The following is a 21,673-nucleotide window of genomic DNA, read 5'->3' on the forward strand; positions in this document are numbered from 1 at the left end:
GGTGAAATGGCAGCAAACAAGGAGAGCGCAATGACATCCCAACAGTCCAAGCCCTGGTACAGGGAACCGTGGCCGTGGCTTTTGATGAGCGGTCCGTTGCTCGCAATTATTGGCTGCGGCGTGACCATCTGGCTTGCCAACACGCATCCGGATTTGCCGGTTTCCGGCGTGGAGCGTCATGGCCTGGTCGTGGAGAAAACGGGGGCGGAGCATGTAGCGTCGCCGGCTGCGAGGCGCCCATGAGACTCCGCTGGCTGATGTGGGTACTTTGGCCGGCGTTTCTGATGGGCGGAGCGGCCACCGCCACCGTGTTTTCGGTCGTTGATCCGGGCGATCTCACGTTCTTCGGGCACCAGGTGGAAGCGTCTCGTGAGGCGGTCTACACGATTGGCTTCCTGGTGGCGTGGTTGTTTTGCGCGTTGTCCAGCGGACTGACGCTATACACCATGCCAACCAAGCTCGAGGAGACCGACGAACTCGAGTAATGGCTCGAGTGCTGGCAGAAAGCAAAACGGCCGCACCGGGAGATCAGCTCCCGATGCGGCCGTTTTCCTGGCCACGATGCCCGTTAGCAGTTTCGGCTATAGACCTGCCTGATGCCTTCCATGTCCACGAGTTTCACGTGTCGTTGGCGAATCTGGATCAGGCCGGCTTCGGCGAATCGCGAGAAGAGCCGACTCACGGTTTCGAGCTTGAGGCCAAGGTAGCTGCCGATTTCTTCGCGGCTCATCCGCAGCACGAACTCGCTCGACGAGTAGCCGCGCATCGACAGGCGCTCCGACATGTTGACGAGAAATGCTGCCAGGCGCTCTTCGGCACGCATCGAGCCAAGAGTGATCAGCATGATCTGGTCTTGCGAGATTTCCTTGCTCATCAGCCTCAGGAACTGCTGCTGGAGAGAAGGCAACGTGCCGGACAGCGATTGCAGGTCATCGAATCGCACGACGCAGACCTCTGTGTCCTCGAGCGCGGTGGCGTCGGACGCATGCTGCATCTCGCTGAGGCCGTCGAGCCCGACGACCTCACCGGGCAAATGGAAGCCGGTGATTTGCGTGCGTCCGTCCTCCATGGTCACGTGGGTCTTCAATGTGCCAAAGCGGATCGCATAGACTGCGGTAAGTGGTTCGCCCATGCGATAGAGCGTTTCGCCCTTGTGAACACGAACGCGTTCCTGTACGAGCGTGTCCATCTTTGCGAGGTCCTGTTGCGACATGCCCACGGGAAGGCAAAGCTGGCCCATGGCGCAAGTGGAGCAACGCGGAGACATCTCGGTGACGGGAATGGAGGTAAGCAATTGATGGTGCTCGCATGAATGCGCTTGCGATGGAGGCGCGATGCAGGCATTTTACAGCGTGATGTGACGCAGAAGCGAGGAACAGTTGCCATTTGGTGTGCTTTTCAGTGTCTTTACACTTGCGTTGCTTGGTGGCGTGCATTGCGCCGCCATGTGCGGAGGAATTGCCATTGCCGTCGAGCAACGGCAATCCGGGGGGGCTGTTGCGGTCGTTAGCCTCGTGCATCGCTCGCGATTTCACTGGTGGCTGGAACTGCTGGTCATGCACGCCGGGCGTCTCACGACCTATGTGCTGCTTGGGGCGCTGATGGGAGCGGTGGGTGCGACAGTCTGGAAGCAGGACTACCTTCCAGTGCAGCGCTGGCTCTATGGCGCGGGCAGCCTGTTACTGGTTCTGACCGGGGTGTGGTTGTTGCGGGGCCGCGTCATGCGTGCAGCATGGCTCGAACGGCTGGCGGCGCGGGCTGCCTCGTATGTCGTCCGGGGCGTCGCGTCGCTGGGCATGCAGATGCCGCTTCGCTTGCGTCGGCACGCGCCCATCATGCGGCGCTATGGGATGGGGTTGGCCTGGGGGCTGGTGCCCTGTGGTATGGTGTATGGCGCACTTGCGCTGGCCTTGTTGGCTGGAAATGCGCCATCTGGGGCACTTGTCATGGCGGCCTTTGGCATTGGGACGCTGCCCAACCTGCTGGTGATCTCGGGTTTGTCGGGCTACCTGCGGCAACTGTCGCGCCGCCCCGGCGTTCGAGTGGGCGCCGCGCTTGTTGTGATCGGTTTTGGGGCGCTGGGTGTCGCACGCGCCGTCTGGCTGCCCGATACGCTGGCCAATCACGGCTTCTGCGTCGTGTTCTAGACTTTTTTGCTGGTTGCAGGGCGGGGCTGGAATGCCATACAATCGCGAAAACCACGGTATCGCGCTCCGATGCGCTCGTGGCGTCGCCGGGGCTGCATTCCCGATCTGGGATGTGTGCCCAGGGGGTCTGGGCAGGTCTGGCTTGCCGGGATCGTCCCCACAGTTCATCCGGTTCACAAGATCTGGTTCCAAAGTCCGATGGGGCTGTGTGGAGAGGTGGCGCTGGTGCCAGGCGAAGTTGCCTGGGCCGATATCGATTGTTTCTTGCCGCCTTGGCGATCTGATTGTCCAGGTGAATGTCCACCCCAAAAGGGAGAGGGTGCGACGCAAGAGGTCCGTTGACTGGCGTAGTCTGTCAGCCCCGGACGATCTCCTGCCGGAACGACCCGGCAATTCGATGCAAAGAAAATGAGGTGCACGGCTCCGCTGCGAAAAGCTGCGAGTTGGCTGCGCGATGAGATGGCGGTGGCTCAGGCCTCGCTGTATCTGCAATCTCCAGTGCTTCAGGATTCGTCCAGAAGCAGGTGCAAAGACAGGCTGCACACAATCACATGAATACCCAAGAGGCGAAGATCGTCCTCGAGACCGCGCTGATCTGTGCGCAGGAGCCATTGCGCGTTGGTGATCTGCGACGGTTGTTCGCCGACGACGTCGGTGCCGACACCATCCGGGTTCTGCTCGAAGAGCTGCGCAACGACTGGCAGCAGCGCGGGGTGGAGCTCGTGGCCCTGGCCAGCGGCTGGCGGTTCCAGAGCCGCCCCGAGATGCGCGAGTTTCTTGATCGGCTCAACCCGGAGAAGCCGCCGAAGTACTCGCGTGCCGTGATGGAAACGCTAGCGATCATCGCGTATCGCCAGCCGGTGACGCGCGGTGACATCGAAGAGATCCGGGGCGTAACGGTCAGCACGGAGGTGGTCAAGAAGCTTGAGGACCGGGACTGGATCGAAGTCATCGGTCACCGGGACGTGCCTGGTCGCCCCGCGTTGTATGCAACGACCAAGGCATTCCTGGATGATCTTGGTCTGCGCTCGCTGGATGAGTTGCCGCCGCTCGAGGATGCCCAGGCCCAGGCTCAGGCGGCTCTGCTGGATCAGCAGGCCATCGATTTCGAAGCGGTCGCGACGGCGAATCCGCCTGCTGGTGACGAGGAGGCCTTTTCGGAGGCCACCGTAGAAGTGGCTGAGACGGGTGAGCCGGCAGTTGAGCAGTTGTCGGTCGAGCCGCAATCCGAAGATCTGTCCGGTGGCGCGAGCGATGCCGCCGGCAATGAAAACGAACAGAACGACAGCGTCGCGCAGTTGCCCGAGGGTGATGGGCAAGACGATGACGCGCCGGTGGCTCTGGCCAACGGATTCCATGTGGACACAGAGTCTTCCTCGCAGGAAGACGCCGCAGTTCCGGCCCCCGACGGTGATATGCCGCTGGCGACCGAGGACGACGACGAGCGCGTGTCCAACTGAACAACATGCAACATCGATAGTGAATACTTTGTCTGATTCCGCTGAGCAAGACGTCCGCCAGCCGGACGTGCCGGGCGACACCGGCGCTGCCCCCGAGGGTAACGGCGCCGAAGGCGCGCCCCGCCGCAAGGGGCTGCGCCGCGGCCTGCGCAATCTAGTGGCTTCCCGTCGCCAGTCGGCGCAGGACCGCGATGGCCGGGAAACGGGGCGCGACGATGCCGAGCCCTCGTCGTCTGGCGAAGGCGGCGATGCTTCGCCGGCCGCTGCCCCCGCGCGTGGCCGCGGGCGTCGCAAGCCGGCGCCGGCCGCCGATACGCAAGCAGTTGCCGGTGCCGAGGAGGCAGGTGGCGACGCGCAGCCGCGATCGGATCAGTCCGCGCAAGGGGCTCGCAAGCGCCGTCAGCAGCCGCAACGCAAGGCTGCGCTGGTAGATGGCGACAACAAGCCAGCCTCGCAACAGCCGGGTCGCCGTAACAAGGGCGGTCAGCGCAAGGGTCAACAGCCTGGTGGCAAGCCGGGTGCTGACAGGGGCGACCAGCGTGTCGAGCAGCGCCAGGGCGACAAGCCCGGTCGGCAAGCCGGCAAGGGCGGCGCGAAGCCTGCTGCCGGTGGCGAGGATCTGTTCCGCTTCGTGATTTCCGAGCAGTTCGATCAGGAAGACACGATCGTGCCGCGCACCAAGGCCAAGCCGGTGCGCGAACTGTCCGCTGACGACGACGCGCCCAAGCTGCACAAAGTCCTGGCGGAGGGTGGACTTGGCTCGCGCCGCGAGATGGAAGAGCTGATCCTGCAGGGGCGTGTGTCGGTCAATGGTCTGCCTGCCCACATCGGCCAGCGTATTCTGCCGACCGACCAGGTCCGCGTGAACGGCAAGCTGATTCACCGCAAGGTGACGACCAAGCCTCCACGCGTGCTGCTCTATCACAAGCCTTCCGGCGAGATCGTCAGCCAGTCGGATCCGGAAGGCCGTCCGACCGTTTTCGATAGCCTGCCGCGCATCAAGAACGGCAAGTGGGTCGCGGTCGGCCGCCTCGACTTCAATACCGAAGGGCTGTTGATTTTCACCACGTCGGGCGATATCGCGAACCGTTTCATGCACCCGCGCTATGGCGTGGAGCGCGAATACGCAGTGCGCACGCTGGGCGAACTGGCCGAAGCCGATCGTCAGCGACTGCTGCATGGCATTCAGCTCGATGATGGCGAGGCAAACTTCCTGCGGATCGCCGATGGCGGTGGCGAGGGTGTGAACCAGTGGTATCACGTGGCGCTGACCGAAGGCCGTAACCGCGAAGTGCGTCGCATGTTCGAGGCCGTTGGTCTGACCGTGTCGCGCCTGATCCGCACGCGTTATGGTCAGTTCCTGCTGCCGCGCGGCTTGAAGCGCGGTCGCTGGCAAGAGTTGGATCCGACGGATGTGCGCGGCCTGATGGCCAACATTGGACTGAAGGCGCCGTCCAAGGAAGCCCAGAGCGGCGGCAAGGGTGTGACGAAGGTTGGCGGCCGCAAGCAGCGCGAAGAAGCAGCGCTGGCGGGCATGCCGATGCACACCGGCATGGATGGTCTGCCGCGCTACGAGAAGAGCGGTGGCCGGGGTGGTAATGCCGGGGGTGCGGGCCGTGGGCAGCCTGACCCGATGCAGACCTCGATGGGATACATTCCGTCCGGCCCTGCGCCGCTGACATCGCACACGACCAAGTTTGGCGGCGGGATGGGCGGTGGCCTGCGAGGCCCCGGCGCCGGTGGTGGTCGCGGCGGGCGGGGTGGCAAGGCCGGAAACGCTGGCAATGCGGGCAACGCAGGTGGCAATCGCCAGCGTCGCGGCGGCGGCGAGGTCAATGGAAATGTGATGCCAAAGGCCGCCAAGGGTGCGGGAGGCGGTAGTCGCCGTCCGCGCGGCCGAGGTCAGCGTTGATTGACGGATCGGGCGGTGCCGGCAATGGTCGGCAATCGCCCTGATCCGGAGCGGAACCTCGGAGGCTTTTGCCTTTTGGACATAATCCGCGTATAATCAAAGTCTATTCAAAAGTATCATCCTCGGCGAGGATGGGCGAATGATGGGCATTGCGCCCATTTTTTTTTGGTTCGCCCGTTTGTACTTGCGGCTGGTTTTCGTCACATGGCGGGCCGGCAGGATGATTGGGCAGGCAGGACGGTTTGCAGGTCGCGTCGAGCATCAATTCCGAGCGTATTGCGTTGTCCGGTGTCTGCCACAGTATTGAAGGCCACTACTCGGGATTACAGTGCATCTGGCAGATTTGATCGAAACCACCCTTATCGGCATGGGCTACGAGTTGGTTGAGCTTGAGCGTGCCCCGGCCGGACTTCTGCGTGTCTACATCGATCAGCCTGAAACTGGCATCGTCATTGAGGATTGCGAGAAAGTCAGTCGCCAGCTCACTCACGTGCTCACTGTGGAGAACGTTGATTACGAGCGCCTCGAAGTGTCGTCGCCAGGCCTGGACCGGCCGCTGAAGAAGTTGGCCGATTACGTTCGCTTTGCCGGTGCTGAGGTCAGGGTTACGCTGCGCCTGCCGGTCAATGGCCAGAAGAATTTCGTGGGCATCCTGTGTGAACCCGCAGGAGACGCTGGGGCCGAGAAGATCGGCCTGGAGTTCGAAGGCAAGGACGGTCCGGCACTGCTGGAATTCGCCATATCCGATGTCGATCGCGCACGTTTGGTGCCGGTGATCGACTTCAAGGGAAATCAAAGAAAAGGGAACAAGCAATGAGCCGCGAAGTTCTGTTGCTCGTCGATGCGCTAGCTCGCGAAAAGAACGTCGACAAGGATGTGGTTTTCGGTGCACTGGAGGCGGCTCTCGCCTCTGCCACCAAGAAACGTTTCGAGGAGGACGTGGATATTCGCGTCCATATCGACCGCGAATCCGGTGAGCACGAGACGTTCCGCCGCTGGCTCGTCGTTCCTGATGAACAAGGTCTGCAGGAGCCGGACAAGCAGATCCTGCTGTTCGAGGCACGTGAGCAGAATGCCGATATCCAGCTCGACGACTACATCGAAGAGCAGATCGAGTCGGTCGAGTTCGGCCGTATCGGCGCGCAGGCGGCCAAGCAGGTCATCCTGCAGCGTATTCGTGACGCCGAGCGCGAGCAGATCCTGAATGATTATCTGGATCGTGGCGAAAAGATCATGACCGGCACGGTCAAACGCGCCGACAAGAAGGGCCTGATCGTCGAGTCGGGCCGCGTGGAAGCGCTGCTGGCACGTGACCAGATCATTCCGAAGGAAAACCTGCGCACCGGCGACCGTGTGCGCGCGTATATCCTCAATGTGGACCGCGCCGCGCGTGGCCCGCAGATCGAGCTGTCGCGTACCGCGCCTGAGTTCCTGATCAAGCTCTTCGAGAACGAAGTGCCTGAAATGGAACAGGGCTTGCTGGAGATCAAGGCTGCCGCACGCGATCCGGGCGTGCGCGCGAAGATCGCCGTGGTGGCGCATGACAAGCGAATCGATCCGATCGGTACCTGCGTGGGCGTGCGTGGCACGCGCGTGACGGCCGTGCGTAACGAGATCGGCGGCGAGGCCGTGGACATCGTGCTGTGGTCGGAAGATCCGGCGCAGTTCGTCATCGGCGCGCTGGCACCGGCACAGGTGCAGTCGATCGTGGTCGACGAAGAGAAGCACAGCATGGACGTGGTGGTCGACGAGGAAAACCTCGCCGTCTCCATCGGCCGCAGTGGTCAGAACGTACGCCTGGCGTCGGAGCTGACCGGCTGGCAGATCAACATCATGACGCAGGAAGAATCGGCGCAGAAGCAGGCCGAGGAAAGCGAAGTGGTGCGCAAGCTGTTCATGGCCAAGCTGGACGTGGACGAGGAAGTGGCGGACATTCTGATCGAGGAAGGATTCTCCTCGCTGGAAGAAGTGGCCTACGTGCCCATCAGTGAAATGATGGAAATCGAGGCATTCGACGAGGACACCGTCAACGAGCTGCGCAATCGCGCCCGCGATGCGCTGCTGACGATGGAACTGGCCCGGGAAGAAAAGGTGGAAGAGGTGTCGCAGGATCTGCGCTCGCTCGACGGCCTGACGCCCGAGCTGATCGGCAAACTGGCCGAAGGCAACATCCACACACGCGACGACCTGGCCGAGCTGGCCGTGGACGAACTGGTCGAACTGGCCGGCGTGGGCGAGGAAGAAGCCAAGGCGCTGATCATGAAAGCACGGGAACATTGGTTTAACTGAGGGACACGTCCGGGGTGAAGCCTGGACGCGCTTTCCGCACACGAATTGTCCCGACGTAGAAACCGAGCATTGAAAGGGTTTGAATGGCAAGCACAACAGTTGCCCAACTGGCCGCAGAACTGAGCCGCAGCCCTGCTGCACTGCTGGAACAATTGCAGGCAGCTGGGGTGGGCAAAGCAACGCCAGACGACGTCATCACCGAATCGGACAAGACCAGGCTGCTGGATTACCTGAAGCGGTCGCATGGTCAGTCCGACGACAGCGCGCGCAAGAAGATCACGCTGACCAAGCGTGAGACTTCCGAGATCCGCCAATCCGACTCCACCGGCAAGACACGCACGGTGCAGGTGGAGGTGCGCAAGAAGCGCGTCCTGATCAAGCGTGACGACGTGGAATCTCACGGCGACGGCGCCGACGCCCAGGAATCGGCCGAGGCCGTTGCCGAGGAAGTGCGTCGCGATGAGGAACAGCGCCGCGAGCAGGCCGAGGCCCTGGCACGTCAGGAAGCCGAGGCTCAGGCAGCCCGCGAGGCCGCCGAGCGCGAGGAAGCCGAACGCCGCGCCAAGCAGGAAGCCCTGGAGGCCGAACAGCGCCGCCAGGCCGAGCTGCTGGCCCAGAAGGCTGCTGAAGAAGCTGCCGCCGCACAGGCCGCAGCCGACGCCGCCGAGGAAACCGCGCGCAAGAAGGCAGAAGACGACAAGGCACGTCTGGCCACGGAACGCGCGCAAGCGCAGAAGAACGCCGACGACGCCAAGGCTGCTGTCGACAAGGCGCGCGCCGAGCAGGACAGCGCGAAGGCTGCAGCCGACAAGGCGCGTGCCGAGCAGGATGCTGCCGCCCGTCGCCGCCGCGAAGCCGCCGAAGCGGAAGCCCGCGCGATTCAGCAGATGCTGAATGCGCCGGCACGTGTGCTGAAGGCGCCGTCGGAGCGCAAGGCCGAGGAAAAGAAGGCCGAGCAGACCGGCACGCTGCACAAGCCGGTGAAGCCGGCTGGCGCCACGACCGAAGCGAAGAAGGACGACAAGAAGCCCGCACCGGCGGCCACGACGACCACGGCTGCCGCTGGCGACAAGAAGGGCGCCAAGGGTGGCAAGACCGGTACCTGGCAGGATGAAAGCAGCCGCGGCAAGAAGGGCGGTGGCCTGAAGACGCGCGGCGATTCGTCCGGCGGTGTCGGTGGCTGGCGCAGCGGCCCGCGTGGCCGTGGCGGCAAGCACAATGCCGATGACGCACGCAGCAACTTCCAGGCGCCAACCGAACCGGTGGTACGTGAAGTGCACGTGCCGGAAACCGTCTCGGTGGCCGATCTGGCGCACAAGATGGCCGTGAAGGCATCCGAGGTCATCAAGCAGATGATGAAGCTCGGCCAGATGGTGACGATCAACCAGGTGCTGGACCAGGAAACCGCCATGATCGTGGTGGAAGAAATGGGCCACAAGGCGTTCGCCGCGAAGCTGGACGATCCTGAAGCGCTGCTGGTGGTGGATGGCGAGGATCACGCCGATGCCGAGATGCTGCCGCGTCCGCCGGTGGTGACGGTGATGGGTCACGTCGACCACGGCAAGACTTCGCTGCTCGACTACATCCGCCGCACGAAGGTTGCAGCGGGCGAAGCGGGCGGCATTACGCAGCACATCGGTGCCTACCATGTGGAAACCGATCGCGGCGTGATCACGTTCCTGGATACCCCGGGTCACGAGGCCTTCACGGCCATGCGTGCCCGCGGCGCCAAGGCAACCGACATTGTGATTCTGGTAGTGGCCGCCGATGACGGCGTGATGCCGCAGACCAAGGAAGCGATTGCGCACGCCAAGGCTGCCGGTGTGCCGATCGTGGTGGCGATCACCAAGGTCGACAAGCCCGAAGCCAACCCGGACCGCGTCAAGCAGGAACTGGTGGCAGAGCAGGTCGTGCCCGAAGAGTACGGTGGCGAGTCGCCGTTCGTGCCTGTTTCGGCCAAGACCGGCCAGGGCATCGACGATCTGCTCGAAAACGTGCTGCTGCAGGCCGAAGTGCTGGAACTGCGTGCACCGGTGGACGCCCCGGCCAAAGGCCTGGTGGTGGAAGCCCAGCTCGACAAGGGCAAGGGCCCGATCGCGACGATCCTGGTCAGCAGCGGCACGCTCAAGCGTGGCGATGTGGTGCTGGCTGGTAGCGCCTATGGCCGTGTGCGTGCGATGCTGGACGAAAACGGCAAGCCCTCCAAGGAAGCTGGCCCGTCGATCCCGGTGGAAATCCAGGGTCTGTCGGAAGTGCCTGCCGCCGGTGAGGAAGTGCTGGTGCTGCCGGACGAACGCAAGGCGCGCGAAATCGCGCTGTTCCGTCAGGGCAAGTTCCGCGACGTGAAGCTTGCGAAGCAGCAGGCCGCCAAGCTGGAAACGATGCTCGAGCAGATGGCCGAAGGCGAAGTGCAGACGCTGCCGTTGATCGTGAAGGCCGACGTGCAGGGTTCGCAGGAAGCGCTGGTGCAGTCGCTGCAGAAGCTGTCGACGGGCGAAGTGCGCGTGCAGATCGTGCACGGTGGCGTGGGTGGCATCTCGGAGTCGGACGTCAACCTGGCGACGGCATCGAAGGCGGTCATCATCGGCTTCAACGTGCGTGCCGACGCAGGCGCGCGCAAGCTGGCCGAGCACAACGGCATCGACATCCGCTACTACAACATCATTTACGATGCGGTAGACGAGATCAAGGCGGCCATGTCGGGCATGTTGGCACCGGAGAAGCGCGAGACCACGATCGGTCAGGTGGAAGTCCGTCAGGTCTTCCGTGTGCCGAAGGTGGGTGCGGTGGCTGGCTGTATGGTCACCGACGGTCTCATCAAGCGGAACTCGATGGTGCGCGTGCTGCGCAACAACGTGGTTATCCACGACGGCGAACTCGACTCGCTCAAGCGTTTCAAGGACGACGTCAAGGAAGTCAAGCAAGGCTTCGAGTGCGGTCTGTCGATCAAGAACTTCAACGACGTTCAGGAAGGCGACCAGCTCGAGGTGTACGAAATCACAGAGGTGGCGCGTACGCTGTAAGGCGATACGTAAAGACGGCAGGCTCCGGCCTGCCGTTTTCACTTCTGCTCACGCTCAGTTTTGAATGGCCAAGAAAGGCAATATCACCTCCCGTAACCTGCGCCTCTCCGATCAGATCCAGAAGGAACTGGCGGAGATGATCCAGCGCGAGATTCGCGATCCGCGCCTGGGCCTGGTAACGCTGCAGTCGGTGGCGCTGACGCCCGACTACGCGCATGCCAAGGTCTACTTCACGGTGCTCGGCGCCGAACCCGAGACGGCTGCCGCCATCCTCAAGGAAAAGGCCGGCTACCTCCATTCGTTGCTGTTCAAGCGGCTGCATATCCATACCGTGCCGACGCTGCATTTCCATCACGATACGTCGGTGGAGCACGCGATCGAGATGTCGAAGCTGATCAACGAAGCGAACGCCACGCGCGCCAAGGACGACGAGTAAGTCCACGGTTGCCCAAGTGGTGCCGGTGGATGCCGGCACCACGTTTTTCCTCCCCTGCAATGACCGATTCCTCCGCGACCCGACCGCCCCGGCTGCCACGCCGCGACGTGCACGGTGTGCTGCTGCTCGACAAGCCTCTGGGGCTGTCGTCCAACGATGCGCTGGTACGCGCCAAGCGACTGCTGCGCGCGAACAAGGCTGGCCACACGGGCACGCTGGATCCGCTGGCGACTGGGCTGCTGCCGCTGTGTTTTGGCGAGGCCACCAAGTTCTCCCAGGATCTGCTCGACGCGGACAAGACCTACGAGGCGAAAGTCCGGCTCGGCGCGACGACGACCACAGGCGATGCCGAGGGCGAGATCGTCGTCGAGCGGTCGGTGACATGCGATCGCGCCGCACTTGATGCGGCGATTGCGCGCTTTACCGGCGAGATCGAACAGGTGCCGCCGATGTACTCGGCACTCAAGAAGGACGGCAAGCCGCTGTACGAGTATGCGCGGGCCGGACAGACCGTCGAGCGCGCCGCGCGGCAAGTGACGATTCACGCCATCACGCTGCTGGACGTTGATTTGCCTGCGGCGACGTTCACGATGCGTGTCACGTGCAGCAAGGGCACCTACATCCGCACGCTGGCCGAAGACATCGGTGAGGCGCTGGGTTGCGGCGCGCACCTGACCGGGCTGCGCCGAACCGCTGTCGGAGATCTGACGCTGGAAGGCGCGGTCACGCTCGAGCAGATTGATGCACAGGCTGACGAGGCACGGCCGGGAATGCTCGCGCCTGTCGACGCCTTGCTGCAACGGTGCCCGCCGGTGCATCTCGATGCCGCCGCGACGGGGCGCTTTCTGCAAGGCCAGCGCATCGCACGCCGCGATCTGCCGGAAGGGCAGGTGCCGGATGAGGGCACGCTGGCACGTGTCTATGGCGACGAAGGGCGTCTGCTTGGCGTGGCGCGGATGAAGGAAGGGGCCTTGCGCCCCGAGCGGCTAGTCAAACTCTAGGACGCGGCACAAGTCACGCCCACGTAAAAAAGGCATCGGATGAACCCGATGCCTTTTTTATTCGATGTTCGACGTCAGTGCGCCCCGGCCGCTTCCGCGCCGCCGCCGCCCTTGGCGCGCTTGGTCAGCCAGACAAAGCCGATCAGCACGAAGAACAGCACGCCGGAAATCCAGAAGATGTCGTTGGCGCCGAGCATCGATGCCTGCTGCGAGATATTCCGCTCCATCAGGCCGATCGCCTGCATCCGGCTCATCCCCATCGACATCAGGTGGTCGAGCTGTGCCTGGTACGTCGGGTTATACGGATTGATCTGTTCGACCAACTGGGCGTGGTGCAGCGCCGAGCGGTTCTCCCAGATCGTCGTCGAGATCGAAGCGCCGATCGCGCCGAATGTGATCCGCACGAAGTTCGACAAACCGGAAGCCGCCGGGATCTTCTCGGCCGGCTGGCCAGACAGGATGATCGACGTCAGCGGGATGAAGAACATCGCCATTGCGGCGCCTTGTATCAGCGTCGGGATGATCAGCGCGCGCGTATCAACGGTTGTGGTAAAGCCAGCACGCATGAAACTGACCACGCCAAACGTAATGAACGCAGCGGTTGCCACCCAGCGAGAGTCGACCTTCGGCAGGATGCGGCCGATGATTGGCGACAGGATGATCGCGAAGATCCCCACTGGCGCCATCACCAGACCGGCGTCCGTCGCGGTGTAGCCGATGATGGTCTGCAGCCACAGTGGCAGAATCACCAGGTTGCCGAAGAACAGCCCGTACGCCACGGAGATTGCCACCACGCCCGCGGCGAAGTTGCGTCCCTTGAACAGGTGAATGTCGACGATCGGGTGCTTCTCATAGTTCTCCCAGATCAGGAAGAACAGGAATCCGACTACCGCCACCACCGTCAGCGTCACGATGATCGAGGAATGGAACCAGTCAAGTTCCTTGCCCTTGTCGAGCATGAGCTGCATCGACCCCACCCAGATCACGAGGAGAGCCAGGCCGATGCGGTCGATTGGCAGGATCTTCGTCGGTGTTTCGCGATCACGATAGATGGCCCATGTGGCATACGCGGTCATGATGCCGATCGGCACGTTGATATAGAAAATCCACGGCCATGTCATGTTGTCGGAGATCCAGCCGCCAAGCAGGGGGCCCATGATCGGCGCTACGAGTGTAGTCATGCCCCATAGCGCCAGCGCCATCGAACTCTTGGCAACCGGATAGCTAGCCAGCAGCAGCGACTGCGACAGCGGGATCATCGGCCCGGCAACGGCGCCTTGCAGCACGCGCGCGGCCAGCAGCGTCTCCAGGTTCGGTGCCACGCCGCACAGCCAGGACGAGAGCACAAACAGCAAGATCGACAGCACGAACAATCGCACGGCGCCGAAACGCGTGGTCAGCCAGCCCGTCAGCGGCACCGAAATGGCGTTGGCGACGGCGAACGACGTGATGACCCAGGTGCCCTGGTTCGGCGACACGCCGAGGTCGCCCGAGATGGCCGGGATCGACACGTTGGCGATCGACGAGTCGAGCACGTTCATGAACGTGGCCAGCGACAGGGCGATGGTGCCAATGACGAGCTTGCCGCCCGTTAGCGGAGGGGGCGCGGCATGTCGGGCTGGCGCTGGCTTCGGCTTTGGGGCCGGCGTCGCGCCGGAATCCGGCACTGCGGTAATGGAATCTGCCATGGACTTCTCAGGCCGCGAATCAGGTGTTGGCAGGCTTGGCCGCTGCGCGTGCCGCGCTGGCGCCGCCCGGCGCCGCCGGTGCCGGCGTGCGGCCGCCGTTGTTGACGGAGATGATGCGGGCGATCAGTTCGTCGGCATCTTGCGCCACCTTGTCATAGACGTCCGTCTGCAGCGGCCGGGCGTTGGCTGCGGTGACCATCGCTGCGCCTTCTTCCTTGCGCACGTCAACGGTGACGTTCATCGACAGGCCGACACGCAGCGGATGCTCCTTGAGTTGTTGGGCGTCCAGCGCGATACGCACCGGCAGACGCTGCACCACCTTGATCCAGTTGCCGGTGGCGTTCTGCGCGGGCAGGAGCGAGAACGCCGCCCCGGTACCGGCCGAGAAGCCCTCGACATGGCCCTGGTACTTCACCTTCGAGCCATAGACGTCAGCTTCCAGTTCCACCGGCTGGCCGATGCGCATATGGGTGATCTGCACTTCCTTGAAGTTGGCATCGACCCAGACCTGATCGAGTGGCACCACGGCCATCAGCGGTGTGCCGGCGGCCACGCGCTGGCCAACCTGCACCGAGCGCTTGGCCACGTAGCCGGTGACCGGCGCCGGCAGCGTGGAGCGGGCGAACGACAGGTAGGCCGAACGCAGATTGGCGGCAGCGCGCTGCACGTTCGGGTGCTTTTCCACGGTGGTCTGGTCGGTCAATACCTGATTCGACGCGAGCTGCTCCTTCGAGGCAAGCAGCGCCGACTCGGCCGCTTTCAGCGCGGTCTGGGCGTGCGATATTTCCTCGCTCGAGACTGCGCCCGAGCCGGCAATCGCCTGGCGGCGGCGCAGGTCATCGCGTGCCTTGGCCACATCGGCATCGCGCAATGCCACGTTCGCAGCCAGTGAGGCGTTGTTCACGTAGAGCGTGCGCACTTCACGCACGGCTTGCGCGAGTTGGGCTTCGGCCTGTTCCATGGCCACCTGCGTGTCGGCGCGGTCAAGCTGGATCAGCGGCTGGCCAGCGGTGACGAGTTGCGTGTCGTCGGCGGCGATTGACACCACCGTGCCGCCCACCAGCGGGGTCACCTGGACCACGTTGCCGGCCACATAGGCATCATCGGTGCTTTCGAAGTGCCGGGCGTAGAGGCCCCAGTACAGGCCATAGCCGATGCCGGCCACCACGATCGCGGCAGTGAGCGTCGTGAGCAGGCGCTTGCGCTTGCTGTCACCGGTTGGAGCGGGTTTCTGGCTGGCCGATTGCTGGTTGTTGCTCATATCGATCTCGTACGTATTTTCGTCGTGTCTTGCATTGCCCGGCGTATCAGCCCCGGGTGCCCTTTTCCGTGTTCTGTTCTACGGCCCCGGCTTTTTCGTCGGCTTCCTCGTGATAGCCGCCGCCGAGAGCCTTGATCAGGCCCATCTGCAGATCCAGGCGGCGCGCCTGCAGATCTGTCGCCTGACGGCGTTGCTGCAGCACGGTGCTCTCCGCGTTCAACACGGTCAACTGCGTGCCGAGGCCGGCCTTGTAGCGCGTGGTGGCCAGCGAGTACGCGTGCTCGGCCAGTTCGAGTGCTTCGCGCTGCGTCTTGATCTGCTGATCAACGCTGCGGATGCTGATCACCGTATCGGCGGCCTCGCGCAGCGCGTCGACCAGCGTCTGGTTATAGCTGGCCACGGCGATGTCGTACTGCGCGTACTTGCCCTTGAGGTTGGCGCGCAGGCGGCCACCTTCGAAGATCGGCAGGCGCAGCGTCGGGCCGAAGCCGAACGTGCGGCTGACACTCATCAACAGGTTGGCGGGGTCCAGCGACGCCAGGCCGGCGAACGCGGTCAGTGTCACGTCGGGCAGGAATTCCTTCTTGGCGACGCTGATGTCCTTGGACGTGGCCTCCACGCGCCAGCGGGCGGCAACGAGGTCGGGGCGGCGGCCGATCAGGCCGATCGTCAGGTCGTCCGGCAATTGTGGCGTCGGGTTAGCCAGCAGCGTCGGGCGCGTGATCTGCAGGCCGCGGTCCGGACCCTTGCCGAGCAGCGCGGCGATCTGGTTGCGCGCCAGGGCGATTTCCTCGTCGATGGCCTGCAGTTCCGTTTGCGCCGATGCAACCGTGGCACGGGCCTGCGTGGTTTCCACCTGGGTGTCGAGGCCAGCGGCCAGCCGCTGACGGGACAGATCGGTCAGGTCCCGGCGCTGGGCGATGGCACGTTCGGCCACGTCCCGCTGCGCGAAGAGCGCGGCCAGCCGGTTGTAGCTGCGTGCGATCGACGTGGTGAGCATCAGGCGTGCGGCCTGGCTCTCGGCCTCCATTGAGCGGTCATCCGACAGGGCAGCTTCGAGCGCGTCGCGATTCTTGCCCCAGAAGTCGAGATCCCACGACAGTCCGAACTGCAGGCGGGACTGGTTCTGCCAGGAGCCCGCTAACGGCGTGCCAGTGAAGAGGTCGGTGGCCGAGAAGCGCTGGCGAATGATGCTGCCTTCGAAATCGACGCTCGGGTACAGCGCCGCGCGCGTGGCATCGGCCATTGCGCGCGACGCCTCCAGGCGTGCCAGCGCGACCTGCAGGTTCGGGTTGTCCTTGACGGCTTCGTCGGCCAGTGCGCGCAGTTGCGGATCATGGAACTGGTCGACCCAGTCCTGTGACGGCCATTGGCCGTGATCGGCGGTGAACGTCTGCGGCGAGGCCATCGTGCCGGGTTCGGCCATCGTCTGCGTGCTGTGCGAATTACCCAGCGCGGCACAGCCGGAAATGACAGCGGCAGCCAGGACCGTCAAGGCCAGGCTGCCGGTGCGGGCCGCAACGCCATTGCGGCCGAGGGTGGAGGAAGGGGAGAGATTCATTGTGTGACTGTGACCAGATCTTGCTTCAACGGGAAGGGCGCTTATCCTCGATTCGAATATTTGTTCAGCGCTATCCCGTGTTCCTTTCGAGCGGACAACTGGCCGCCGACGCAACGCCACCGTTGTTGGCGATCAGCCTTAGCAACATGTCGCGCAGGCTCTCTATTTCTTCCTGGCTGAATCCCACGAAGTGTCGGCGCATCACGTTGCAAAACACCACGGGCAGTTTTTCGACCATGGCTTCACCTTCGGCGGTCAGCGACAGATCCACCACGCGGCGATCATCGTCGCGCCGCGTGCGTTCGATCAGGCCGCGCTTTTCCATGCGGCTCAGGAGCCGGGTTACCGAGCCGGCATCTGTATTGAGATTGCGGGCCAGGTCGGTCACCGTTGTGGCCTCGCCCTTGGCCAGCATCATCAGGCAACTGGCCTGGGCGTGCGTCATGTCCAGGCTGCTGACCTCCTGCTCAACGCCCTGGGAGAGCGCGCTCTTGGCGCGGGCGAGCAGATAGCCGACACTTTTGCCGATTTCATAGTGATCCGGATCGAACAGGTCGCCGGGTGTGTTTGACGTCATCTCTTGTCGCTGCAATCTTTGCCTGGGCAAATATAAGCATGTGCTAATGATATGGCAACAATAGAAATTTGCCATTGCAGGAAACGCAATGGTGTCCCTTGATCTATTCTGAGCAAAAGCACATCGTTCCGCGCTGCAACATGCTAGAATGTTGGGTTAATTTTTTCGATCGCTCCGCCTTCAGGGGACGCCGCAATGACCCGCGCCATCCGTAATATCGCCATCATCGCTCACGTTGATCATGGCAAGACCACCCTGGTCGACCAACTCCTGCGCCAGGCAGGCACCTTCCGCGAGAACCAGCAAATCGCCGAACGGGTGATGGACTCGAACGACCTGGAAAAGGAACGCGGGATTACCATCCTCGCGAAGAACTGTGCCGTTGAGTACAACGGCACGCACATTAATATCGTCGACACCCCGGGACACGCCGACTTCGGCGGTGAAGTGGAGCGCGTGCTGTCGATGGTCGACGGCGTGCTGCTGCTGGTGGATGCCGTGGAAGGCCCGATGCCGCAGACGCGTTTCGTGACGCGCAAGGCATTGGCACTGGGCTTGAAGCCGATCGTCGTGATCAACAAGGTTGACCGCCCGGGCGCTCGTCCGGACTGGGTGATCAACCAGACCTTCGACCTGTTCGACAAGCTCGGCGCCAACGACGAGCAGCTGGACTTCACCGTGGTGTACGCCTCGGGCCTGAATGGCTATGCCGGCCTGACCGAAGACGTGCGCGACGGCGACATGAAGCCGCTGTTCGAAACCGTGCTGGACAAGGTGCCAGTGCGTAACGATGACCCGAACGGTCCGCTGCAGATGCAAATCATCTCGCTGGACTACTCGAGCTACGTCGGCAAGATCGGCGTCGGCCGTATCTCGCGTGGCCGCGCCAAGCCGCTGCAGGACGTGGTGGTCAAGTTCGGTCCGGAAGGCAACCCGATCAAGGGCCGTATCAACCAGGTGCTGAAGTTCAGCGGCCTGGAGCGCGAGATCGTGGACGAGGCGGAAGCCGGCGACATCGTGCTGATCAACGGTATCGAGGAACTGGGCATTGGCTGCACCGTGTGCGCCCCCGAGGCCCAGGATGCGCTGCCGATGCTGAAGGTGGACGAGCCGACGCTGACGATGAACTTCTGCGTCAACACGTCGCCGCTGGCCGGCCGCGAAGGCAAGTTCGTGACCAGCCGCCAGCTGCGCGAGCGTCTGGACCGCGAGCTGAAGTCGAACGTCGCGCTGCGTGTGGCTGAGACCGGCGACGATACGATCTTCGAAGTCTCGGGTCGTGGCGAACTGCACCTGACCATCCTGCTGGAAAACATGCGTCGTGAAGGCTACGAGCTGGCCGTGTCGCGCCCGCGCGTGGTGTTCAAGGAAATCGACGGCGTCAAGAACGAGCCGTACGAACTGCTGACCGTGGACGTGGAAGACGGCCACCAGGGTTCGGTAATGGAAGAGCTGGGCCGCCGCAAGGGTGAACTGCTCGACATGGCATCGGACGGCAAGGGCCGCACCCGCCTGGAATACCGTATTCCGGCGCGTGGCCTGATCGGCTTCCAGGGTGAATTCCTGACGCTGACGCGTGGTACCGGCCTGATCAGCCACATCTTCGACGACTACGCGCCGGTGCGCGAAGGCGGCCTGGGCGAACGCCACAACGGCGTGCTGATCTCGCAGGACGATGGCGACGCCGTGGCCTACGCACTGTGGAAGCTGCAGGATCGCGGCCGCATGTTCGTGAAGCCGGGCGATGCCCTGTACGAAGGCATGATCATCGGCATCCACAGCCGTGACAACGACCTCGTCGTGAACCCGATCAAGGGCAAGCAGCTGACCAACGTCCGTGCCTCGGGTACCGACGAAGCGGTACGACTGGTTCCGCCGATCCAGATGTCGCTCGAGTACGCGGTGGAATTCATCGCCGACGACGAACTGGTGGAGATCACGCCGAAGAGCATCCGTCTGCGCAAGCGCCACCTGAAGGAGCACGAGCGCAAGCGCGCCTCGCGCGAATCGGTGGCCTGACAGGCATCCGCTCGAAGAAGAAACCGCGCCCGGTGTGGCGCGGTTTTTTTATGGGCGCTTGCCGCCCCAAGTGCGCAGGTTCGTATCAGATCGCGTCGGAGCGCTGTCCGTGCCCGGCAGCGGGCGTTTGGCCCGCACCGGGCATCAATGCGGATCGAGGGCTGCGCCACTCGGGCGGCTTCCACAGATATCGTGGGTCACGCTCGCGCCAGGCATCCGCGAACATGTCGCGCCATTCGTGGAATGTCAGCGTCAGCGGGTTGTAGGTGCGGACCTGCCGCGTAATGCCGTACTGCGGCGCTTCCTCTTCGGGCACGAAGGTACCGAAGATCCGGTCCCAGATCGTCAGCACTCCGGCGTAGTTGCGGTCGATGTACTGAGGATTCTTCGCGTGGTGGACGCGATGGACCGATGGTGTGTTGACGAGCCTCTCAACCAGCGGCCAGCGTCGCCCCAGTCGCGTGTGCACGAAGAACTGGAATGCCAGGTTCAGTCCCACCGCAAGGATCACCCAGTCAGGCGTGAAGCCGATGAGGGCCAGAGGGATCCAGAATATCCACATGCCGGAGATCGGGTAGGTCAGGCTCTGCCGGAAGGCCGTCGAGAAGTTCATGCCCTCCGACGAGTGGTGCGCCACGTGCGACGCCCACATCCAGCGGACCCGGTGGCTGGCACGATGGAACCAGTAGTAGAGGAAGTCCTGCAGGATCAACAGCAGCGCGAACGACCACCAGGTTTCCGGCACCGCGCGAAGCCCGTGCGCGTAGCACCACGTGTAGATCGTGCGAACCATCAGCCAGAGAAACAGCGCATCAGATGCCTGATGCATCAGCGCAAGCGTGGCATTCGAGAGCGTGTCGCGCCAGCTATAAACCGAGCGATCGCGCTTCCACCAGTACCAGGCTTCCCAGCCTATCGTCAGCACGAAGACCGGCGCAAAGGCCAGGAGAATCAGGCCGGGATCGAACGCCTCGGGGGCAGGGGTTTGGGGTGTCATGGCCGACAGTGTGCATATTTTTCGCAGTTTCGCATGGAGGGATTCCTCCATACGCATACGCGCATTGGGGGTTTCCCGCGGTGTGCCCTGGCAGGCGCTTAGGCGGGTCTGTCGTAGAATCGCTGCCTGCAATAATGGAGGCAGAAATGACGGAGTTTGTATCGACCCAGGTGCAGGGCGGCGTGGCGTATCTGACACTGACCCGGCCGCAGGCCCTCAACGCGCTGTCGCTCGAGATGATTCGCGCGATCACCGGCGCACTGCAAAACTGGGAGAACGATCCCGCAGTCCACGCCGTGGTAGTGGCTGGCGCGGGCGGCAAGGCATTCTGCGCCGGCGGCGATATCCGCTGGTTCTACCAGGCGCACCAGGCGAACGATCCGCTGCTGGACCAGTTCTTCGTCGAGGAATATGCGCTCAACCATCTGATCCATCGCTATGCCAAGCCTTACATCGCGCTGATGGACGGCGTGGTCATGGGCGGTGGCATGGGGATCTCGCAAGGTGCGCGGCTGCGCATCGTCACCGAGCGGACGAAGATGGCGATGCCGGAGACCAATATCGGTCTGTTCCCCGATGTTGGCGGTGGATGGTTCCTGGCGCGCACGCAAGGCCATATCGGCGAGTACCTGGGCCTTACTGGCGCGGTGATCGGCGCGGCCGATGCCATTTACGCGAAGCTGGCCGATGCCTATCTGCCAACGAACGCGATCGCCGAGATGGTTGCATCGCTGCAGGCGCGGCAGTTCACCAGTGGCGAAGCGGTGCTCGAGCAGATTGCGTCGTTCACGCGCCAGCACGCCGACGCCTGCGTGCCATCCACCAGCCAGCTGGCTTCGAATGCTGCCCTGATCGATAGCTTGTTCGCCGGCGCCTCCGCACAGGCGATTCTGGCAGCCGTCAGCGACGCCGATGGCGATTGGGCCGCGCAAACCGCCGCCACGCTGCGCAGCCGCTCACCGCTGATGCTCTGCGTCACGCTCGAACAGATCCGCCGCGCTCGCACGATGTCGCTCGAGGATGAACTGCGGATGGAACTCGACATGATGCATGACGTGTTCCGTCACGGCGACGGCATCGAGGGAATCCGCGCGCTGGTGATCGACAAGGACCACCAGCCGAAGTGGAATCCGCCACGCCTGGACGAGGTAAGTGCGGCGCGCGTGCGTGCGTTCTTCGATAGTCCGTGGCGCAAGGATGACCATCCCTTGGCCACGCTGGGCGCGTAAGTCGAGTAGAGTGTCGGCTGGACTGGCCCGCAGCGTTGTCGCGGGTCAGGCTTCACTTCGTTCGAACTCGTTC

At 63.4% G+C, this 21,673-nt stretch carries 18 protein-coding genes; 12 read left to right on the forward strand and 6 right to left on the reverse strand.

The window, feature by feature from the left end; all coding sequences use genetic code 11:
* Nucleotides 1-6: 6 nt before the first annotated feature.
* A complete protein-coding gene (locus B2246_RS07880) occupies nt 7-243 on the forward strand; it encodes a membrane protein (protein WP_024570148.1) in 237 nt (78 codons plus the stop codon).
* Nucleotides 240-485 (forward strand): hypothetical protein, encoded by a 246-nt coding sequence (locus B2246_RS07885; RefSeq protein ID WP_008647451.1) that lies wholly within the window; start codon nt 240-242, stop codon nt 483-485. Before B2246_RS07880 ends, B2246_RS07885 begins: the two co-directional genes overlap by 4 nt.
* 83 nt (nt 486-568) lie before the next feature.
* On the opposite strand, the gene fnr is transcribed toward B2246_RS07885, so the two are convergent.
* Nucleotides 569-1,294, reverse strand: a complete 726-nt coding sequence (gene fnr / locus B2246_RS07890) for a fumarate/nitrate reduction transcriptional regulator Fnr (protein ID WP_008647449.1) — start codon at nt 1,292-1,294, stop codon at nt 569-571.
* 85 nt (nt 1,295-1,379) lie between these two features.
* Here fnr and B2246_RS07895 point away from each other — a divergent pair, with 85 nt between their 5' ends.
* The 8 genes from B2246_RS07895 to truB all read left to right on the forward strand — a co-directional run bounded on the left by B2246_RS07895 (nt 1,380) and on the right by truB (nt 12,268).
* Nucleotides 1,380-2,147, forward strand: coding sequence for a sulfite exporter TauE/SafE family protein (locus tag B2246_RS07895; protein WP_035882352.1), 768 nt, complete (start codon nt 1,380-1,382; stop codon nt 2,145-2,147).
* Between the two features lie 551 nt (nt 2,148-2,698).
* On the forward strand, nt 2,699-3,607 hold the full coding sequence (gene scpB, locus B2246_RS07900; RefSeq protein WP_008647445.1) for an SMC-Scp complex subunit ScpB: 909 nt from the start codon (nt 2,699-2,701) through the stop codon (nt 3,605-3,607).
* Between the two features lie 28 nt (nt 3,608-3,635).
* On the forward strand, nt 3,636-5,519 hold the full coding sequence (gene rluB / locus B2246_RS07905) for a 23S rRNA pseudouridine(2605) synthase RluB (protein ID WP_286882151.1): 1,884 nt from the start codon (nt 3,636-3,638) through the stop codon (nt 5,517-5,519).
* Between the two features lie 328 nt (nt 5,520-5,847).
* Complete coding sequence (rimP, locus tag B2246_RS07910) at nt 5,848-6,336, forward strand: ribosome maturation factor RimP (RefSeq protein WP_008650612.1); 489 nt, start codon at nt 5,848-5,850, stop codon at nt 6,334-6,336.
* A complete protein-coding gene (nusA, locus tag B2246_RS07915; RefSeq protein WP_008650614.1) occupies nt 6,333-7,808 on the forward strand; it encodes a transcription termination factor NusA in 1,476 nt (491 codons plus the stop codon). Before rimP ends, nusA begins: the two co-directional genes overlap by 4 nt.
* 83 nt (nt 7,809-7,891) lie before the next feature.
* On the forward strand, nt 7,892-10,831 hold the full coding sequence (gene infB, locus B2246_RS07920; protein WP_286882149.1) for a translation initiation factor IF-2: 2,940 nt from the start codon (nt 7,892-7,894) through the stop codon (nt 10,829-10,831).
* Nucleotides 10,832-10,895: 64 nt separating this feature from the next.
* A complete protein-coding gene (rbfA, locus tag B2246_RS07925; RefSeq protein ID WP_008650618.1) occupies nt 10,896-11,267 on the forward strand; it encodes a 30S ribosome-binding factor RbfA in 372 nt (123 codons plus the stop codon).
* A 59-nt stretch (nt 11,268-11,326) separates the two neighbouring features.
* Entirely contained in the window at nt 11,327-12,268 is a 942-nt protein-coding gene (gene truB, locus B2246_RS07930) for a tRNA pseudouridine(55) synthase TruB (protein ID WP_008650619.1), read from the forward strand.
* A 74-nt stretch (nt 12,269-12,342) separates the two neighbouring features.
* Here the strand turns inward: truB and B2246_RS07935 are convergent, their stop codons facing one another.
* The 4 genes from B2246_RS07935 to B2246_RS07950 all read right to left on the reverse strand — a co-directional run bounded on the left by B2246_RS07935 (nt 12,343) and on the right by B2246_RS07950 (nt 17,355).
* Nucleotides 12,343-13,956, reverse strand: coding sequence for a DHA2 family efflux MFS transporter permease subunit (locus B2246_RS07935; protein ID WP_035882353.1), 1,614 nt, complete (start codon nt 13,954-13,956; stop codon nt 12,343-12,345).
* A 19-nt stretch (nt 13,957-13,975) separates the two neighbouring features.
* Nucleotides 13,976-15,217 (reverse strand): HlyD family efflux transporter periplasmic adaptor subunit, encoded by a 1,242-nt coding sequence (locus tag B2246_RS07940; protein ID WP_008650621.1) that lies wholly within the window; start codon nt 15,215-15,217, stop codon nt 13,976-13,978.
* Between the two features lie 46 nt (nt 15,218-15,263).
* Nucleotides 15,264-16,778 (reverse strand): AdeC/AdeK/OprM family multidrug efflux complex outer membrane factor, encoded by a 1,515-nt coding sequence (locus B2246_RS07945; RefSeq protein WP_008650624.1) that lies wholly within the window; start codon nt 16,776-16,778, stop codon nt 15,264-15,266.
* A gap of 70 nt (nt 16,779-16,848) precedes the next feature.
* A complete protein-coding gene (locus tag B2246_RS07950; RefSeq protein ID WP_286882147.1) occupies nt 16,849-17,355 on the reverse strand; it encodes a MarR family winged helix-turn-helix transcriptional regulator in 507 nt (168 codons plus the stop codon).
* A gap of 195 nt (nt 17,356-17,550) precedes the next feature.
* Here B2246_RS07950 and typA point away from each other — a divergent pair, with 195 nt between their 5' ends.
* Nucleotides 17,551-19,374: a translational GTPase TypA gene (gene typA, locus B2246_RS07955; RefSeq protein WP_008650631.1), complete on the forward strand. Its 1,824-nt coding sequence runs from the start codon at nt 17,551-17,553 to the stop codon at nt 19,372-19,374.
* Nucleotides 19,375-19,459: 85 nt separating this feature from the next.
* On the opposite strand, the gene B2246_RS07960 is transcribed toward typA, so the two are convergent.
* Nucleotides 19,460-20,371, reverse strand: coding sequence for a sterol desaturase family protein (locus B2246_RS07960; protein ID WP_035882552.1), 912 nt, complete (start codon nt 20,369-20,371; stop codon nt 19,460-19,462).
* A 146-nt stretch (nt 20,372-20,517) separates the two neighbouring features.
* Here B2246_RS07960 and B2246_RS07965 point away from each other — a divergent pair, with 146 nt between their 5' ends.
* Nucleotides 20,518-21,600, forward strand: a complete 1,083-nt coding sequence (locus tag B2246_RS07965) for an enoyl-CoA hydratase/isomerase family protein (RefSeq protein ID WP_008650635.1) — start codon at nt 20,518-20,520, stop codon at nt 21,598-21,600.
* The last annotated feature ends 73 nt before the right edge of the window (nt 21,601-21,673 follow it).

Source organism: Cupriavidus sp. UBA2010, from assembly GCF_002335265.1.
Taxonomy (GTDB): Bacteria; Pseudomonadota; Gammaproteobacteria; order Burkholderiales; family Burkholderiaceae; genus Cupriavidus; species Cupriavidus metallidurans.

Coding starts and splice junctions, on each gene's coding strand:
- B2246_RS07880 (WP_024570148.1), top strand. CDS start 7: ATGGCAGCAAACAAGGAGAGCGCAATGACATCCCAACAGTCCAAGCCC.
- B2246_RS07885 (WP_008647451.1), top strand. CDS start 240: ATGAGACTCCGCTGGCTGATGTGGGTACTTTGGCCGGCGTTTCTGATG.
- scpB (WP_008647445.1), top strand. CDS start 2,699: ATGAATACCCAAGAGGCGAAGATCGTCCTCGAGACCGCGCTGATCTGT.
- nusA (WP_008650614.1), top strand. CDS start 6,333: ATGAGCCGCGAAGTTCTGTTGCTCGTCGATGCGCTAGCTCGCGAAAAG.
- infB (WP_286882149.1), top strand. CDS start 7,892: ATGGCAAGCACAACAGTTGCCCAACTGGCCGCAGAACTGAGCCGCAGC.
- rbfA (WP_008650618.1), top strand. CDS start 10,896: ATGGCCAAGAAAGGCAATATCACCTCCCGTAACCTGCGCCTCTCCGAT.
- truB (WP_008650619.1), top strand. CDS start 11,327: ATGACCGATTCCTCCGCGACCCGACCGCCCCGGCTGCCACGCCGCGAC.
- B2246_RS07935 (WP_035882353.1), bottom strand. CDS start 13,956: ATGGCAGATTCCATTACCGCAGTGCCGGATTCCGGCGCGACGCCGGCC.
- B2246_RS07940 (WP_008650621.1), bottom strand. CDS start 15,217: ATGAGCAACAACCAGCAATCGGCCAGCCAGAAACCCGCTCCAACCGGT.
- B2246_RS07945 (WP_008650624.1), bottom strand. CDS start 16,778: ATGAATCTCTCCCCTTCCTCCACCCTCGGCCGCAATGGCGTTGCGGCC.
- B2246_RS07950 (WP_286882147.1), bottom strand. CDS start 17,355: ATGACGTCAAACACACCCGGCGACCTGTTCGATCCGGATCACTATGAA.
- typA (WP_008650631.1), top strand. CDS start 17,551: ATGACCCGCGCCATCCGTAATATCGCCATCATCGCTCACGTTGATCAT.
- B2246_RS07960 (WP_035882552.1), bottom strand. CDS start 20,371: ATGACACCCCAAACCCCTGCCCCCGAGGCGTTCGATCCCGGCCTGATT.
- B2246_RS07965 (WP_008650635.1), top strand. CDS start 20,518: ATGACGGAGTTTGTATCGACCCAGGTGCAGGGCGGCGTGGCGTATCTG.